Here is a 16,717-nt window from a genome sequence, read left to right as displayed (position 1 = left end):
CCGATTCGGCAGCTCTCGAGGCTTCCGAGCAGCCAGACTCACGCCGGAAACCGCGCTCAGGGTGCCTGCTGAACGCGGTTACCGCCATGGGTCATCGCCAGCTCGAGCCCGCTGTGGGCACGCGCCAGGAAGGTATTCGACGGCTCGTCCTGACGACGCTCGGCCACACCCAGACTAACCGAAAACGCCAACCAGTGACCATGGAACTCGACCCGCGTGGCACCGAACCGCGCCCGCAGCCGCTCGGCGATGGCAGAGGTTTCCTGCAGCGACTTGCCGCTCAGCAGCAGCGCGAAGCCGCGCGCGTCGAGGCGCCCGAAGCTGAATCGCTCGCGCAGCGTGGCGCGACACATCTCGCCGATGCAGGCGAGGACCAGATCGCCCCCCTCGCGCCCCCAGCGGTCGACGATATCGGCGAAGCCGTCGACCTCGAACACGATCAACGACAGCCGCCCGTGGACGTCGCCCATCGCCACGGCCTGACGCAGGAGACCTAGGAAAGCGCGTTCATTGAGGGCAGAGGTGAGTTCGTCGGTGGCATCATAGGCATCCCACTGCAGCGCCTGACGGCGACGCTCGGTGATATCCCGAGCCACCGCGACCCAGCCGGGAGAAACGCTGGAGACGGCGTCGCAGTCGGCAGCGAAGTGGATCTCACACCAGCGGTAGCTGCCGTCACGGTGGCGCAGACGCAGCTCGAGCAGCGCCGCTCCCGCGATCACCGCCTGCTCGTCGAGGGTCCGCTGCACCCGTGGTGCGTCCTCGGGCGCCATCAGTTCGAACAGCGAGCGGCCGACGAGCCCTTCGGCGCTGACGCCCAGCACCGCCCCCAACGCCCCGGAAGCGGCGCGGCAGGCGAGGTCGGCATCCAGCGCCAGCAGCACATCGGGATTATGTGCGAGCAGCGCCCGCGAAGCATTGTCGTCAGCCCCAGGGGAGGCCACGCGCTCGAGCACGCCGACCAGCGCCACGACTTGCCCCTCGGCATCGCGCTGAATGTTGAGGGTATCGGCGATGCGACATGAGGTGCCATCGACATGGCTCAGCGTGTAGATCAGGGTCACCCGCGTCTCGCCGGCGTCCAGCGCTGCCTGCAGCCGCTCAAGCGCCTGCAGCCGGCCGGCTTCACCGATCGCGCTCAGCCAGCGCTGAGGATGGTCGAGATAATCGGCAGCTTGGTACCCACCCAGGTCGGCGACCGCATCGGCAACGAAGCGGACTTCCCCCAGCCACCAGCCGGGGTCGGTCACGTAGACGGCAGCCGGTATGGCTCTCAGCCACTGCTGCGCCTCGTCGCTCGGCTCGGTCGCGCCGGCCAGGGCATCGGATCGATTCATGCTCCAATCTCATGTTGCCGCAGCGACTGGCGGCGCAGTGGGTAAAGACGGGTCGTCAGCGCAGGCCAGCACGTCGCCGCGGCGCGATCTCGGTGTCCCGAGAGGTGGCGCCCGTCGTCGATACGGCCGCATCGGACGCGAGACCGGACGCGGAGAGCCGCCGCTCGCAGGCGGAGACCAGCTGGCGTAGATCATCGACGCTCAGCTCGATGCGTTGGATGCCCTGCTGGCCCTGCCACAGTACGAATACCACCGGCACGCGACGCGCCTGGTCCACCCCCACGATACGCCCGAGCCGTTCTCGACCGGGTTCGCGAAGCGTCTCGCCAATCAAGCGATGGGCGTTGAGGATCGTCTGTTGCATGGCACTGCCAACCTCGGCGCGGCGTTGAGTGATAATGAATTAGAAAATTAGAGCCGTCTTACCTTAGAGGAGAGAGTCGCGTCAGGCCAAGTCTCATGCACACATCTAAGTATAATTCAATTTCTTGAGATTATCGGCATCTGCTAAAAGAACTTTAATCGATATTGCCCCTACCACCGACCTCAAGAGGCGCGATATAGGGGGCTTCCCACGTGTCGCCGCCATGGTAGCAGTCCCGAGGCCCACTGCCAGCCTCGCCGGATCGCCACATTGATGCGGGTGCCATGAAGGGCCTATCGGCGGCGGCAAGCAAATGATGAGCGCCATCGCCCCGGACATCGCCCCGCCGGCTGCCGGAATATCGGCCCGCTGACCAACAGGCGAAAAAAATGGCGCTCCTGAGAGCGCCATTGGGAACTGCCTTGAGGAACCATCTTGAGGAGCTATCTCGAAGAGCTATCTCGAAGAGCTAGCGCAACGCCGTGGCGTGGTTCGCCGACGCCGTGCGGTGGAGAAAGTTCGGTGGAGAAAGATCAGGCGGTTGCCTGCATCGCCAGCGCAGTGTCCAGCATGCGGTTGGAGAAGCCCCACTCGTTGTCGTACCAGGCCATGACCTTGACCAGACGGCCGTTGACGCGGGTGTGGTTGGCATCGAAGGTCGAAGAATTGGGGTCGTGGTTGAAGTCGATCGAGACCAGCGGCTGAGCGTTGACTGCCAGCACCGGCGAAGCGGCGGCGGCCTTCTCGACGATCTGGTTGATCTCCTCCTTGCTGGTGTCACGGCCCGCCGTGAAGGTCAGGTCGACCAGCGAGACGTTGATCACCGGCACGCGTACCGCCAGACCGTCCAGCTTGCCGTTGAGCTCCGGCAGCACCAGGCCCACAGCGGCGGCGGCACCGGTCTTGGTCGGGATCATCGACTGGGTGGCGCTGCGCGCACGGTACGGGTCGGAGTGGTAGACGTCGGACAGGTTCTGATCGTTGGTGTAGGCGTGCACCGTAGTCATCAGGCCGTTCTCGATACCCACCGCGTCCTGCAGCGCCTGTGCCACCGGTGCCAGGCAGTTGGTGGTGCAGGAGGCATTGGAGACGACGCGATGCTCCGCCTTGAGCACCTGCTCGTTGACGCCGAACACGATGGTGGCGTCGGCATCGGGGCTGGGCGCCGAGATCAGCACGCGGGCGGCGCCGGCTTCGATGTGCTTGGCCGCCGCAGCGCGCTTGGTGAAAAGCCCGGTGCACTCCATTACCAGGTCGACATCGAGGGACTGCCACGGCAGTTGGCCCGGATCGCGCTCGGAGAGGATGCGAATACTGTCACCGTCTACGCTCAGCGTATCGCTGTCGTGATCCACCTCGAAGCCGAAGCGGCCATGCACGCTGTCATGACGCAGCAGATGGGCGTTGAGCGCCGGGTCGCCCAGGTCGTTGATGGCGACGACCTGAATGCGATCACGGTAGCCGTTTTCGTAGAGCGCGCGGAGTACGTTGCGACCGATACGGCCGAATCCGTTGATGGCGACACGCAAAGTCATGGTGCTCTCTCCTCTCAGATGGCGAAACCCCGAACGGGACGGGGCGATCGATGGGTCACGAGGTTGGGGCGCTGCGGCGCCCGGGGCTGCCTCGAAGCCTGAACTGACGATAGTCCGTGACTGCTGACAGTCTAGAACATCGCGCCATGAAAAAATATTACCCCAAAAGACTAATACCAATGGCGCATTCACGGCCACCGGGCAATTTTTTTGGTAAGTTTACCAAACAACCACGATAGCTCGATGAGGCAGACCCTGATGCTCAACTCCACGATCGACCGCGTGACTCGACGTATCGAAGACCGTTCCGCCGACCGTCGTCGTCTCTATGAGGAACGCATGGCGCGCCAGCACCGGCGTGGCGTGCATCGCGGCGAGCTCTCCTGCGGCAACCTGGCCCACGGCTTCGCCGCCTGCGGTGCCGGCGACAAGAACAGTCTCAAGCTGATGAACAGCGCCAACATCGGCATCGTCTCCTCCTACAACGACATGCTTTCGGCGCACCAGCCGCTCGAACACTTCCCCGAGCTGATCAAGCAGGCCGCCCGCGGCATGGGCTGCACCGCGCAGTTCGCAGGTGGCGTGCCGGCGATGTGCGACGGCGTCACCCAGGGCCAACCCGGCATGGAGCTGTCGCTCTTCTCGCGTGACGTGATCGCCATGGCCACCGCGGTGGCGCTGTCGCACAACATGTTCGATGGCGCGCTCTACCTCGGCGTGTGCGACAAGATCGTGCCGGGGCTGTTCATCGGCGCGGCCCGCTTCGGCCACCTGCCGGCGCTGTTCGTCCCCGCCGGCCCCATGCCCAGCGGCCTGCCCAACAACGAGAAATCGCGTATCCGCCAGCTCTATGCCGAGGGCAAGGTCGGCCGCGATGCACTGCTCGAAGCGGAGTCGGAGTCCTATCACAGCCCTGGAACCTGCACCTTCTACGGCACCGCCAACTCCAACCAGCTGATGCTGGAGATGATGGGGCTGCACCTGCCGGGCACGTCCTTCGTCAATCCCGGCACCCCGCTACGCGACGCCATCACCCGCTACGGCACCGAGCAGGTCATTCGCAACAGCGAACAGGGCGGCGATTACCACCCCTTCTATCGCCAGATCACCGCCAAGGCGATCGTCAACGCGATGATCGGCCTGCTCGCCTCAGGCGGTTCGACCAACCACACCCTGCACCTGGTGGCGATGGCGGCGGCGGTCGGCATCACCATTACCTGGGACGACTTCGCCGAGCTGTCGACAGTGATTCCCAGCCTGACCCGGATTTACCCCAACGGTCAGGCCGACGTGAACCACTTCCATGCCGCCGGCGGGGTCAGCCTGCTGGTGCGGGAACTGCTCGGCGCGGGGCTGATGCACGCCGACGTCAAGAGCGCCTTCGGCACCGACATGCACGCCTACACCCAGGAGCCGTTCCTCGACGGCGACCAGCTGGTGTGGCGCGAGGGCACCCGCGAGAGCCTCGACGAGGAAGTGGTGCGGCCGGTGGCCCGTGCCTTCTCGCCCACCGGCGGCCTGGCGGTACTCGACGGCAACCTCGGCCGCGGCGTGATCAAGGTCTCGGCGGTCAAGCCGGAAAGCCGTTACGTCGAGGCGCCGGTGCGTATCTTCGACGACCAGAGCCAGGTCAAGGCGGCGTTCGAGGGCGGCGAACTCGATCGCGACGTGATCGTGGTGGTGCGCTTCCAGGGCCCTCGGGCCAACGGCATGCCCGAGCTGCATCAGTTGACGCCCTTCCTCGGGGTCCTGCAGGATCGCGGCCACCGCGTCGCACTGGTCACCGACGGGCGCATGTCGGGCGCCTCGGGCAAGGTCCCGGCGGCCATCCACGTCACCCCGGAGGCGGTCGACGCTGGCCCGCTGGCCTATCTGCGCGACGGCGACGTGGTCAGACTCGATCCGGACAAGGGTGAACTGCGGGCGCTGGTCGATGCCGACGAGTGGGCCGGTCGCGAACCTGCAATCTGCGACCTGGATCATTATCATCACGGCATGGGCCGCGAACTCTTCGCCGGTTTCAGACAACTGGTCGGCGGCGCCGAGGAAGGGGCCGCCGTCTTCGGCGGCTTCGACGCCGCCGATCTGCCTGGAGGGCATTCATGACCACACTCGCCTTGGTCGGCGATATCGGCGGCACCAACGCCCGCTTCGCTCTGGTCGCACCCGGCAGCGTCGAGCTGCAGGCGATCGAGACTCTGCCCTGCAACCACTACGCGGGGCTGGTCGAAGCGATTCGGGCCTACCTCGAGAAGGTCGGCGCCGAGGCCCCGCGCGAGGCGTGCCTGGCCTTCGCCTGCCCGGTGCACGAAGATTGGGTCAAGATGACCAACAACGACTGGGCGTTCTCCAAGAAGGAGGCCGCCGAGACGCTGGGCCTGGGCACTTTCAAGGTCATCAACGACTTCACCGCCCAGGCCCTGGGCATTCCGCATATCGATGCCAAGGACCTGACTCCGGTGGGTGACGGCGAGGCCGAGCCGCGCCGCCCGCGACTGGTGATCGGCCCCGGAACCGGCCTGGGCATGGCCGGCCTGGTGCCGAGCCAGCGCCACTGGATCCCGCTAACCACCGAGGGCGGCCACGCCACCTTCGCCCCCACCGACGAGCGCGAGCGCCAGATACTCGACTTCTTTCGCGCCCGCTATGGCCGGGTTTCGATCGAGCGCCTGCTGTGCGGTCAGGGGCTGCTCGATCTCTATCTCGCCCACGCCGCGCTGCTCGGTGCCACCCCTGCCTACAACTCCCCCGCCGAGGTCACCGGCGCGGCACGCGCCGGTGACCGGGTCGCGCGCGAGACACTGATGCGCTTTCTCAAGATTCTGGGCAGCGTGTGCGGCGACGCCGCGCTCACGCTGGGCGCGCTGGGCGGGGTCTATCTCTGCGGCGGCATCACCCCGCGCCTGATCGAGTGGCTGCCGCGCAGCGATTTCCGCCGCGCCTTTGCCGACAAGGGCCGCTTGAGCGCTTACACTGCCGGCATCCCCACCTGGGTGGTGACGGCGCCGTGGACCGGCCTGCTGGGCGCGGCGGAAGCTCTGCACAACGAGGAAGTGACATGATTCCCGATACGCTCGCCGATCTGATCGCGGCGACCGACGGCCAGCGCGAGGCGACCTGGGAGGGCCGCCGCGTGCTGCTGATCAATGCCGAGTGGGGCCAGCTCGCGCTCTCGCTGCAGGGCGCGCAGGTCCTGCACTTCTTGCCTTTCGACCGCGAAGCCGCAGGCGGCCGGCCGGCACCCGACCCGCAGGATGGCTGGCTCTGGGTGACGCCTACGCCACAGGCGCTGCCGGGGGCGATCCGCGGCGGTATCCCGCTGTGCTGGCCGTGGTTCGCCGACGAATCGCCTGACGGCCAGGGTCCCATGCATGGCCCGGCACGCACCGCCGAGTGGCGCCTGGACGCGGTCGACGAAGATCTCTCCGGCAACGGGGTCGAGATCCATCTCTCGCCGCAGGAGCGCCTGCACGACGAGCTGACCCCCAACGCGGTGATCCACGCCAATGCGCAAAGACTCAGCGTCGAGCTGTTCACCCGCCATACCGGCACCACGCCGGTCAAGCTGACCGGGGCGCTGCACACCTACTTCGCGGTCGCCGACACCCACCGCTGCCGCGTCGAGGGGCTGGCCGGTGCGCGCTATCTGGACAAGCTCGAGCGCTTCGCCGAGAAGCAGCAGCAGGGCGAGCTGGGTGTGCGCGGGGCGCTGGATCGGATCTACCAGTCCAACCGCCCGGTGGTACTCGACGACGGCCAGCGGCGCCTGCTGATCACCAAGCAGGGCAGCGACTCCACCGTGGTCTGGCATCCGGGCGAAAGCCTGCCGGGAGACACCCCCGCCGACGCCGGTCAGCGTTTCCTCTGTGTCGAGGCCGCCTGCACCCGGGTCGATCCGGTCTGGCTGGTGCCCGACGGGCAGCACCTGCTGGCCACCACCATCGTCAAGGCCCCCGATCATGACTGAGACGCCGGTGTTCGACGTCCCCTTCATCCTGGGCATGATGCGCCTCCACGAGCGCCCCGAATTCGACGCCCCCGACACCCTCGGCGACTGGCTGCAAAGGCGCGTCGATCAGGGGCTCAACTGGTTCGACCATGCCGACATCTACGCCGACCGGCAGTGCGAGCAGCGCTTCGGCGACGCCCTGCGCCGGCGCCCGGCGCTCAGGGCGCAGATCCGCATCGTGACCAAGGGCGGCATCGTGCCGCCCGGGCGCGACCGCTCGCCGTTCGGGGTCAAGCACTATGACACCTCGGCGGACTATCTCAGCGCCAGCATCGACGGCTCCCTCGAGCGCCTGGGGGTCGAACGGCTCGACCACTATCTGCTGCATCGGCCCGATCCACTGATGGACGCCGAGGCTACCGGCCGCGCCCTGGATGCCGCCATCGATGCCGGCAAGGTGGGTACGGTGGGGGTCTCAAACTTTCTGCCCGAGCAGTGGCGGCGCCTGCAGGCGGCGATGCACCACCAGCTGGGGGCGCATCAGTTGAAGCTGTCGCTGGCCCATCCGGATGCGCTGTTCGACGGCTTCTATGACGCCATCGTCGCCGACGGCCTCGCGCCCATGGCGTGGTCGCCGCTGGGCGGCGGCTCGGTGTTCGAGGACGTACTCGGCAGCGCGCTCTCCCAGCTCGCCGAGCGTCTCGACTCGACCACCGCCGGGCTCGCACTGGCCTGGCTGCGGCGCCTGCCGGGGCGGCCGATCCCGGTCATCGGCACCTTGAACGAAAAGCGTATCGAAAGCCTGCTGGCGAACGGTAGTCTCGAACTCGACCGCCCAACCTGGTTCGCGCTGCTCGAGGAAGCACGCAGCTACCGGGTGCCCTGAGCACCGCCGACGCTGCGTGGCCACCCCGGACCTAAGCTCTGTCTGAAAAGTCGGCGAGCGCAGGCATTTTTCAGACACAGCGTAAAGCCATGGAGATCCCCAACACCATGACCCCCATCATCGCCTTCGGCGAAGCCCTCGTCGATATGCTCTCCAGCCGCCTGGGCGACGACACCGGGCCCGAGACCTTCACCCCATACGCCGGCGGTGCCCCCGCCAACGCGGCCGTGGCCTGCGCCCGCCAGGGCCTGCCCAGCGTGTTCCTGGGCATGATCGGCGACGACCGCTTCGGCGACTTCATCGTCGAGGCGCTCGACGCCCACGGTGTGGATACCCAGCATGTGGTGCGCACCCGCGCCGCGCGCACCGCCCTCGCCTTCGTCTCCCGCGATCGCGAGGGCGAGCGCCAGTTCGACTTCTATCGCCCGCCGGCGGCGGATCTGCTCTACCGTCGCGAACACCTGCCCTCTGGCATCTTCGCCGAACCGGCGCTGGTGCACCTGTGCAGCAACAGCCTCACCGACACCGAGATCGCCCGCACCACGCTGGATCTGGCCAGCATCGCTCGCCGCGGCGGCTGCGTGATCAGCGTCGACGCCAACCTGCGTCCGCTGCTGTGGCCCCAGGGCCGGGTCGATGTGGCGCTGGTCGAGCAGCTGCTCGAACGCGCCCACCTGATCAAGCTGTCGCGGGAGGAGCTCGACCAACTGCGCGGCGAACGCAGCGCGGAGGAGTGGATCAGCGCCCGGCTGGCCCGCGGCACGCGCCTGATCGTGATCACCGACGGCCCCGGCCCGGTGGAAGCGTATCTCGCCGAGCGCCGGCTGCAGGTGTCGCCGCCCCAGGTCAAGGCGGTCGACACCACCGCCGCTGGAGACGCCTTCATCGGTGGCCTGCTGGCTTCGCTGTCGCGCGCCGAGGTCACCTGCGAGACGCTCACCGACTGGCTCGCCGATGAAGCCAAGCTCGAAGCGGCACTCGTCTTCGCCGCCCGCTGCGGCGCCTTCACTGCCATGCGCGCCGGCGCTTTCGCCGCGCTGCCGGGCAGCTCAGACCTCGACGACCTCCCCTCCTGAGCCCACCACCAGCGCGTGAAAGGCGCTCGCGGTGGAAGAGAGCTGCTGGTCGGCGCGGGTGACGACGCCGACCGGCCGCTCGATGGTCGGCGCGGAGAGCGCCAGACAGCGCACCCCCAGCGCCTCCATCTGATCGCGACACAGCGCCGGCACCGCGCTCACGCCCAGCCCCTTGCCCACCAGTTGGCCCACCGTCGCCAGTTGGTGGCTCTCGAACGCTACCGGCAGGCTCAGGCCGTGCTGCGCCAGCTGGCGCTCCAGCACCACGCGCACCTGTGACGGCCGCTGCAGGGTGATGAAGGGATACTCGAGCAGTGACGCCCAGGTAACCTCGCCTAGCGCCGCCAGCGCCGAATCCGGTGGCACCGCGGCGACGAAGCGATCGAGGTAGAGCGGCGTGAAGGCCAACGCCTGCTGCGCCGGCGGCGCGAAGGCGATCCCGAACTCGACCCGCTGGGTCAGCACCATCTCCACCACCTGCTCGTTGATCACGTCATGGATGGTCACACCGATGCGCGGATGGCGCTGGCGGAACGCGGCGATCAGCGGCGGCAGGCGGTTGGAGGCGAACGACGGCATGGCGGCGATCGCCAGATGCCCCTGCTGCAGATGGAAACGTCGGCGCATGGCGTCCTCGACGTCGTCCCACTCCGCCAGCAGCCGCCGCGCCAGCGGCAGCAACGTCTCTCCCTCCGGCGTCAGCCGCACCTGGCGCGTGGTGCGCGAGAACAGCGCCCCGCCGAGCTGCGACTCGAGCGACTTCACTGCCAGGCTCAGCGCCGACTGGGTCACATGCAGCCGCTCGCACGCCTGGGCGAAGCTCAGGGTCTGGGCCACCGCGAGAAAGGCTCGGAGCTGCTTGACGGTCATCAAAACGCCTCATTAATGAGAAAACCTCGATAATTATCGGCGAAAATAAATTTAATAACAGCGCGGGGAGCGGTCATAGTCATAGACACCGAGGTCGTCATGACCCGCACAGTACAACGCCAACGCTTACACCGAGGCCCACCATGACCCAAACCGCCGCAACGCAAGAGCGCCGTTCCCGCGGCAAGTGCTACCCCAGCGCGCAGGCCGCGCTCGATGGCCTGATCGAGGATGGCATGACCCTGGCCGTCGGCGGCTTCGGCCTGTGCGGCATTCCCGAAGCGCTGATTCAGGCCCTGCGCGACAGCGGCAAGCGCGACCTGACCGTGGCCAGCAACAACGCCGGCGTCGACGGGTTCGGTCTGGGGCTGCTGCTCGAATCCCGCCAGATCAAGAAGATGCTCTCCTCCTACGTGGGCGAGAACAAGGAGTTCGAGCGCCAGTACCTCTCCGGCGAACTGGAACTCGAGTTCTGCCCCCAAGGCACCCTGGCCGAGCGCCTGCGCGCCGGCGGGGCCGGGATCGCCGCCTTCTACACCCGCACCGGCTATGGCACCAAGATCGCCGAAGGCAAGGAGGTGCGTGAGTTCGACGGCGAACACTACGTGATGGAGCGCGGCCTGCCGGTGGACGTGGCGCTGGTCAAGGCCCAGGTCGCCGACCGCGCCGGCAACCTGCGCTTCAACAAGACCGCGCGTAACTTCAACCCGCTCGCGGCCATGGCTGGCCGGGTATGCGTCGCCGAAGTCGAGGAGATCGTCGAGACCGGCGCCCTCGACCCCGACGATATCCACCTGCCGGGCATCTTCGTCCATCGCCTGGTGCACAACCCGAACCCGGAGAAGCGCATCGAGAAACGCACCCTGAGGGAGGGCAACTGAGATGGCCTGGAACAAGGAAGAGATGGCGCAACGCGCCGCCGGCGAACTGCGCGACGGCTTCTACGTCAATCTGGGAATCGGCCAGCCGACACTGGTGGCCAACTATATCCCCGAGGGCATGGAGGTGTGGCTGCAGTCGGAAAACGGCCTGCTCGGCATCGGCCCCTTCCCCACCGCGGAGACCGTCGACCCGGACCTGATCAACGCCGGCAAGCAGACCGTCACCGCCCTGCCCGGCTCGAGCTACTTCGACAACGCCGAGTCCTTCGCCATGATCCGTGGCGGCAAGATCAATCTGGCGATTCTCGGCGCGATGCAGGTCTCGGCCAAGGGGGACCTGGCCAACTGGATGATCCCGGGCAAGATGGTCAAGGGCATGGGCGGCGCCATGGATCTGGTCGCCGGGGTTCAGCGGGTGGTGGTGCTGATGACCCACACCGCCAAGGGCGAACACAAGATTCTCGATGAGTGCAGCCTGCCGCTGACCGGCGTCGGGGTGGTCGATCGTATCATTACCGATCTCGGCGTGATGGACGTCACCGACCAGGGCCTGGCGCTGGTCGAGCTGGCCCCCGAGGTGACCTTGGAAGAGATTCGCGAGGCCACCGGCTGCGAACTGATCGACAAGCGGGAGACACAGCATGCCTGATACCAACCACGACCGCGATGCGGTCATCGTCGCCGCCACACGCACCCCCATCGGCAGCTTCCAGGGAGCGCTTTCCAGCGTCCCCGCCGTGACCCTGGGCGCCACGGTCATCCGCCGGGTGCTCGACGGCATCGACCCGGCCAGCGTCGACGAAGTGATCATGGGCCACGTGCTGCGCGCCGGCCTGGGCCAGAACACCGCGCGCCAGGCGGCGATCGAAGCCGGTCTGCCCGACGGCGTGCCGGCGATGACCATCGACAAGGTGTGCGGCTCGGGGCTCAAGGCGGTGCACCTGGCGGCCCAGGCGATCCGCTGCGGCGATGCCGAGATCGTCGTCGCCGGCGGTATGGAGAACATGAGCCTGGCGCCCTACGTGCTGCCCAAGGCGCGCACCGGCCTGCGCATGGGCCACGCCGAACTGATCGACAGCCTGATCCAGGACGGCCTGTGGGACGCCTTCAACGACTACCACATGGGCATCACCGCGGAGAACCTGGCCGAACAGTACGCGATCTCGCGCCAGGCCCAGGACGCCTACGCCGCCGAGTCCCAGCGCCGTGCGGTGGCCGCCCGCGACGCCGGACGCTTCGACGCCGAGATCACCCCGGTGGAGGTGCCCCAGCGGCGCGGCGACGCCATCCTGATCGAACGTGACGAGCAGCCGCGCGAAAGCGTCAGCATCGAGTCGCTGGCCCGACTCAAGCCGGCCTTTCGCAAGGAGGGGACGGTCACCGCCGGCAACGCCTCGGCGATCAACGACGGCGCCAGTGCGCTGCTGATCATGAGCACAGCGCGCGCCCGCGAGCTGGGCCTGCCGGTGCTGGCGACCATCCGCGCCTGTGCCAACGCCGCGGTCGACCCCGCCACCATGGGTATCGGCCCGGTACCGGCGACCCGGCGCTGTCTGCAACGTGCCGGCTGGACGCTCGCGCAGCTCGACCTGATCGAGGCCAACGAAGCCTTCGCCGCGCAGACCTTAGCGGTGGCCAAGGAGTTGGGCTGGTCGGCCGACAAGGTCAACGTCAACGGCGGCGCCATTGCGCTGGGCCACCCGATCGGCGCTTCGGGGGCGCGCGTCTTGGTCACCCTGCTCTACGAGATGCAGCGCCGCGACGTCGCGCGCGGGCTGGCCACGCTGTGCATCGGCGGCGGCCAGGGGGTGGCCACCGCGATCGAACGCGGCTGACCCCGGCCCACTGCGGCCCGCGAGGCTCTCGCGCCTAGCGGGCCGTCCATCCTAGATCGATCCCCCAATCCGCCCCGGTCACCGCCGCCGCGCCGTCGGAGACCAGATAAGCCACCAGCTCGGCGACTTCGGCGGGCTCGATCAGCCGCTTGACCGCCGCCCCGGCGAGCATGATCTTCTCCACCACCTCGGCCTCGTCCATGGCGTTCAGACGCGCCTGATCGGCGATCTGCTTCTCCACCAGCGGCGTACGCACATAGGCCGGGCAGATGGCGTTGGCGGTGATGCCATGCTCGCCGCCTTCCAGCGCCGCGGTGCGGGTCAAACCGATCAGGCCGTGCTTGGCGCTGACGTAGGCCGCCTTGCCCGGCGAGGCCACCTTGGCGTGGATCGAGGCGACATTGACGATCCGCCCCCAGCCGCCGCGCTGCATATGGGGCCACGCCGCCTGGGTGAGCAGAAAGGGCGCGGTGAGCATCAGATCGAGGATCTGGCGCCACTTCTCCTCGGGGAAGTGGGCGATATCGGCAACGTGCTGGATACCGGCGTTGTTGACCAGAATATCGACCCCGCCGAATGCCTCGACCGCAGCGTCGATGGCGCCGCGGCACTGGGCGCCATCAGTCAGGTCCGCCTCGAAAAAGCGCGCACCGGCCGCCTCGGCGACTGCCCGACCGTCGGGATTGAAATCCACCGCCAGCACACGCTGGCCGCGGGCGGCCAGCGTCTCCACCACCGCCCGCCCGATACCGCTGGAGCTGCCGGTGACCACCGCCACGCGTGGCGCCTCGGACTGCGACGTAGGACTCATATGCAACCCTCTCTCGATGTTCGATCAACGATGCGTCCAGCGCGTGACGGCAGGCCACCTGGTAAAGCGGAGAGCGCAGTACTTTTCAGCAGCCGTGCGTTTCAGACGAGCCGTCTGTTTCAGACAATGTCTAGCGCGGATAGCGCTGCGTCGCCTCGCGGGTCAGGCGCGTGATCTCTTCCCAATTCTGCTGGTCGATCAGCGCCTTGGGCGCCATCCACGAACCGCCCACACACATCACGTTGGGCAGTGCCAGATAGTCGGCAGCGTTGTCCACGGTCACCCCGCCGGTGGGGCAGAACAGCGCCTCGGGCAGCGGCCCGCCGAACGACTTGAGCGCCTTGGCACCGCCGTTGGCCTCGGCGGGGAAGAACTTGAAGCGACGATAGCCGCGCTCCCAGCCGTTGACCACCTCGGAGACCGTGGCCACCCCGGGCAGCAGCGGTACTTCGCTGGCGATGCCGTGCTCGAACAGCGCCGGCGTGGTGCCCGGGGTGACCACGAAGTCGACGCCGAGCTCCTCGCAGATGCGGTACTGCTCGACGCCGAGCACGGTGCCGGCACCCAGGGTGACTTCCGGCAGGGCTTCACGGATGCGCTGCATGGCCTCCACCGCGCAGTCGGTGCGCAGGGTGATCTCGAGCACGTCGAGACCGCCGTCGACCAGCGCCTGCGCCAGCGGCACGGCGTGGTCGAGACGCTCGATCACCAGCACCGGGATGATCGAGGTGGCGCGACAGATGGCATCGAGACGATCGGTCTGCGCCTGCGGCAGGAGATGGGGGGCGGATGACATGACAAGGTTCCTCGTTGAATGATCGGTGACGGGTGCCCGGTAGTCGGTGAGCCCCGAGCATCGGCGCCCCGTTCAGGGCGCCCAGTAGATCGCCAGCGGGCAGCTCAGAAAGGCCCGGATCGGCAGTTCACGCACGTCGTCCCCCGCGAGCGCCCGCGCCAGCACCGTACGCTTGGCGTCGCCGACGATATGCAGCGCGTGGCGCCGGGCGGCATGCAGACGCGCGGCACTCAGCGTAAGACGGGGATGGCTGGCGCTGGGCGCGCGCACTGCCACCGCCGCTTCGTCGCTGCAAAGGGCCAGCCCCAGCTCGAGACTATCGGGAAACAGCGACGCGGTGTGGCCATCACCGCCCATCCCCAGCACCACCAGACTGGCCGGCCATGGCAGGGTATCGAGACGTGCGGCGACGCTCGCCGCGCCCTCTTCCGGCGTGGCGTGGTCGCTGGTCAGCGGATGCAGGGTCGCCGCGGCCGCGGGCCCGGTCAGCAGCGTTTCGCGCAGCAGGCGCGCATTGCTGTCCGGGTGGTCGGCGTCGACCCAGCGCTCATCGGTCAGGGTGACATCGACCCGCGACCAGTCGAGCGGCTGCGCGGCGAGGTTGCGCAAAAACGGCGTCGGCGTGGTGCCACCGGAGAGCACCAGCAGCACCCGCGGCTGACTGGCGAGATCGCTCGAAAGCGCCGCCGCGGCGGCCTCGGCGAGCTGCGCGCCGAGGCGGTCACGACCGCTGTCAGTAGTCTTCATACCAGGAGCGCCCGTCCTGGGTGATCATGGCGATCGACGCCACCGGCCCCCAGGAGCCCGCCGGATAGCGCCGCGGCGGAATATCGCGCTTCTCCCAACCGTCGATCAGCTGGTCGACCCACTTCCAGGCGTACTCGATCTCGTCACGACGCACGAACAGATACTGCTGCCCCTTCATCACCTCCAGCAGCAGACGCTCGTAGGCGTCGGGAATACGCGCCTTGGGGAAGGCGTGGTTGAAGTCGAGGTGCAGCGGGCCGGGGCGCAGGCGCATGCCTTTGTCGAGCCCGCCATCCTTGGTCAGCACCTGCAGCGCGATGCCCTCTTCCGGCTGCAGCCGGATCACCAGCTTGTTGGCGGCGAGATTGCGCTGGTCGGGATCGAAGATGTAGTGCGGCTGCTGACGAAAGTGGATGACGATCTGCGAGAGCTTCTCCGGCATGCGCTTGCCGGTGCGCAGATAGAACGGCACGCCGGCCCAGCGCCAGTTGGCGACCTCGAGGCGCATGGCGACGAAGGTCTCGGTGGTGCTCGAGGTGTTGGCGTCCTCCTCTTCCAGGTAGCCGGGCACGTTTTCGCCGTTGATGGCACCGGCGACGTACTGGCCGCGCACCACGTGGCGGTTGAGCGCCTCGCCCTCGATCGGCTTGAGCGCCTTGAGCACCTTGACCTTCTCGTCGCGGATGGCGTCGGCGTCGAGGTTGGCCGGCGGGTCCATGGCCAGCATGGTGAGCAGCTGGAGCAGATGGTTCTGGACCATGTCGCGCAGCTGGCCGGCCTTGTCGAAGTAGCCCCAGCGCCCTTCGATACCGACCTGTTCGGCCACGGTGATCTCGACGTGGGAGATCTGGCTCTGGTTCCACTGGTTGCCGAACATCGGGTTGGCGAAGCGCAGCGCGATGAGGTTCTGCACCGTCTCCTTGCCCAGATAGTGGTCGATGCGGTAGATCCGCGACTCGGGGAAGACCGAGCCGATGGCGTCGTTGATCTCGTGGGAGGAGGCGAGGTCGTAGCCGATCGGCTTCTCGACCACCACGCGCGAGGTGTCGTCGAGGCTGCCGCTGCGCTCCAGGTTGGCGCAGATGGCGCCATAGATGCTGGCCGGCACCGCCAGATAGATGGTCAGCGGGCAGTTGTCATCGGCGCTGCGAGCGTGCCAGTCACGGATCTGCTCATAGCCCTCGACGGTGTCGAAATCGAGCTGGCAGTAGTCCAGGCGCGCCAGGAAGCGGTCGATACAGGCCTGATCCTGCTCCTTCGGCTTGACCCGCTTCTTGAGCATTCCCAGCACCGTGTCGCGGAAGCTGTCGGCGTCGTGCTCGCGTCGGGCCAGGCCGAGGATGCGCGTCTGCTCGCCCAGCAGACCATCCCGGTCGAGATGGTAGAGTGCCGGGTAGAGCTTGCGTAGCGCCAGATCGCCCAGCGCCCCGAACAGCGCCAGATCCACATTGGGCGTTGCCTCTCGAGACATTGCCTCCCTCCGCTTGTGTGGTTAATTTACGAATAAAATACGCCATTCCGGGCCGAGTTGACACGCGACTTGCGCATCATGTGCGCGCGAAGGCGGCGGATTCGGTCACTCACTTACCGCTTGCGGTGGCGCGCTCGGCCGGCATCGCTTGGCGCCACC

Annotated in this window: 16 protein-coding genes; 8 read left to right on the top strand and 8 right to left on the bottom strand. The window is 67.5% G+C overall.

The genetic code is table 11. The annotated features are described in order from the left end of the window. Nucleotides 1–56: 56 nt before the first annotated feature. The 3 genes from QO259_RS03265 to gap form a co-directional block, all read right to left on the bottom strand. Complete coding sequence (locus QO259_RS03265; RefSeq protein WP_285951776.1) at nt 57–1,337, bottom strand: sensor domain-containing diguanylate cyclase; 1,281 nt, start codon at nt 1,335–1,337, stop codon at nt 57–59. Between the two features lie 55 nt (nt 1,338–1,392). Further along, nucleotides 1,393–1,701, bottom strand: a complete 309-nt coding sequence (locus tag QO259_RS03260) for a hypothetical protein (RefSeq protein WP_285951775.1) — start codon at nt 1,699–1,701, stop codon at nt 1,393–1,395. A gap of 533 nt (nt 1,702–2,234) precedes the next feature. Continuing rightward, entirely contained in the window at nt 2,235–3,236 is a 1,002-nt protein-coding gene (gene gap, locus QO259_RS03255; RefSeq protein ID WP_207031336.1) for a type I glyceraldehyde-3-phosphate dehydrogenase, read from the bottom strand. A 243-nt stretch (nt 3,237–3,479) separates the two neighbouring features. On the opposite strand from gap, the gene edd reads away from it, so the two are divergent. The 5 genes from edd to QO259_RS03230 all read left to right on the top strand — a co-directional run bounded on the left by edd (nt 3,480) and on the right by QO259_RS03230 (nt 9,147). Further along, on the top strand, nt 3,480–5,342 hold the full coding sequence (edd, locus tag QO259_RS03250) for a phosphogluconate dehydratase (protein ID WP_035476042.1): 1,863 nt from the start codon (nt 3,480–3,482) through the stop codon (nt 5,340–5,342). After that, nucleotides 5,339–6,298 (top strand): glucokinase, encoded by a 960-nt coding sequence (gene glk, locus QO259_RS03245; RefSeq protein WP_207031340.1) that lies wholly within the window; start codon nt 5,339–5,341, stop codon nt 6,296–6,298. The genes edd and glk overlap by 4 nt, the downstream gene beginning before the upstream one ends. Then, nucleotides 6,295–7,203, top strand: a complete 909-nt coding sequence (locus QO259_RS03240) for a D-hexose-6-phosphate mutarotase (RefSeq protein WP_285951774.1) — start codon at nt 6,295–6,297, stop codon at nt 7,201–7,203. The genes glk and QO259_RS03240 overlap by 4 nt, the downstream gene beginning before the upstream one ends. Continuing rightward, nucleotides 7,196–8,071: an aldo/keto reductase gene (locus QO259_RS03235; RefSeq protein WP_207031344.1), complete on the top strand. Its 876-nt coding sequence runs from the start codon at nt 7,196–7,198 to the stop codon at nt 8,069–8,071. Before QO259_RS03240 ends, QO259_RS03235 begins: the two co-directional genes overlap by 8 nt. Nucleotides 8,072–8,178: 107 nt before the next feature. Next, nucleotides 8,179–9,147, top strand: coding sequence for a carbohydrate kinase family protein (locus QO259_RS03230; protein WP_285951773.1), 969 nt, complete (start codon nt 8,179–8,181; stop codon nt 9,145–9,147). Here QO259_RS03230 and QO259_RS03225 read toward each other — a convergent pair. Continuing rightward, nucleotides 9,121–10,017: a LysR family transcriptional regulator gene (locus QO259_RS03225; protein ID WP_285951772.1), complete on the bottom strand. Its 897-nt coding sequence runs from the start codon at nt 10,015–10,017 to the stop codon at nt 9,121–9,123. The two genes, QO259_RS03230 and QO259_RS03225, sit on opposite strands and share 27 nt — an antisense overlap. 143 nt (nt 10,018–10,160) lie before the next feature. On the opposite strand from QO259_RS03225, the gene QO259_RS03220 reads away from it, so the two are divergent. The 3 genes from QO259_RS03220 to QO259_RS03210 are packed head-to-tail and all read left to right on the top strand — an operon-like array spanning nt 10,161 to nt 12,733. Next, the gene (locus QO259_RS03220; protein WP_285951771.1) at nt 10,161–10,898 is read left to right on the top strand and encodes a CoA transferase subunit A; all 738 of its coding nucleotides are present in this window, start codon (nt 10,161–10,163) and stop codon (nt 10,896–10,898) included. A 1-nt stretch (nt 10,899) separates the two neighbouring features. After that, a complete protein-coding gene (locus QO259_RS03215; RefSeq protein ID WP_285951770.1) occupies nt 10,900–11,547 on the top strand; it encodes a CoA transferase subunit B in 648 nt (215 codons plus the stop codon). Continuing rightward, nucleotides 11,540–12,733, top strand: coding sequence for an acetyl-CoA C-acetyltransferase (locus QO259_RS03210; RefSeq protein WP_285951769.1), 1,194 nt, complete (start codon nt 11,540–11,542; stop codon nt 12,731–12,733). The genes QO259_RS03215 and QO259_RS03210 overlap by 8 nt, the downstream gene beginning before the upstream one ends. A gap of 34 nt (nt 12,734–12,767) precedes the next feature. Here the strand turns inward: QO259_RS03210 and QO259_RS03205 are convergent, their stop codons facing one another. The 4 genes from QO259_RS03205 to zwf form a co-directional block, all read right to left on the bottom strand. After that, nucleotides 12,768–13,544, bottom strand: a complete 777-nt coding sequence (locus tag QO259_RS03205) for a 3-hydroxybutyrate dehydrogenase (protein ID WP_285951768.1) — start codon at nt 13,542–13,544, stop codon at nt 12,768–12,770. Nucleotides 13,545–13,674: 130 nt separating this feature from the next. Then, nucleotides 13,675–14,340: a bifunctional 4-hydroxy-2-oxoglutarate aldolase/2-dehydro-3-deoxy-phosphogluconate aldolase gene (locus tag QO259_RS03200; RefSeq protein WP_285951767.1), complete on the bottom strand. Its 666-nt coding sequence runs from the start codon at nt 14,338–14,340 to the stop codon at nt 13,675–13,677. A 72-nt stretch (nt 14,341–14,412) separates the two neighbouring features. Further along, nucleotides 14,413–15,087: a 6-phosphogluconolactonase gene (pgl, locus tag QO259_RS03195; RefSeq protein ID WP_285951766.1), complete on the bottom strand. Its 675-nt coding sequence runs from the start codon at nt 15,085–15,087 to the stop codon at nt 14,413–14,415. Continuing rightward, nucleotides 15,074–16,558, bottom strand: coding sequence for a glucose-6-phosphate dehydrogenase (gene zwf, locus QO259_RS03190; RefSeq protein WP_285951765.1), 1,485 nt, complete (start codon nt 16,556–16,558; stop codon nt 15,074–15,076). Before zwf ends, pgl begins: the two co-directional genes overlap by 14 nt. Between the last annotated feature and the right edge of the window lie 159 nt (nt 16,559–16,717).

Origin of the sequence: Salinicola sp. JS01 (assembly GCF_030284585.1) — a bacterium.
GTDB lineage: Bacteria > Pseudomonadota > Gammaproteobacteria > Pseudomonadales > Halomonadaceae > Salinicola.
This window is presented reverse-complemented; position numbering and strand designations above follow the sequence as displayed.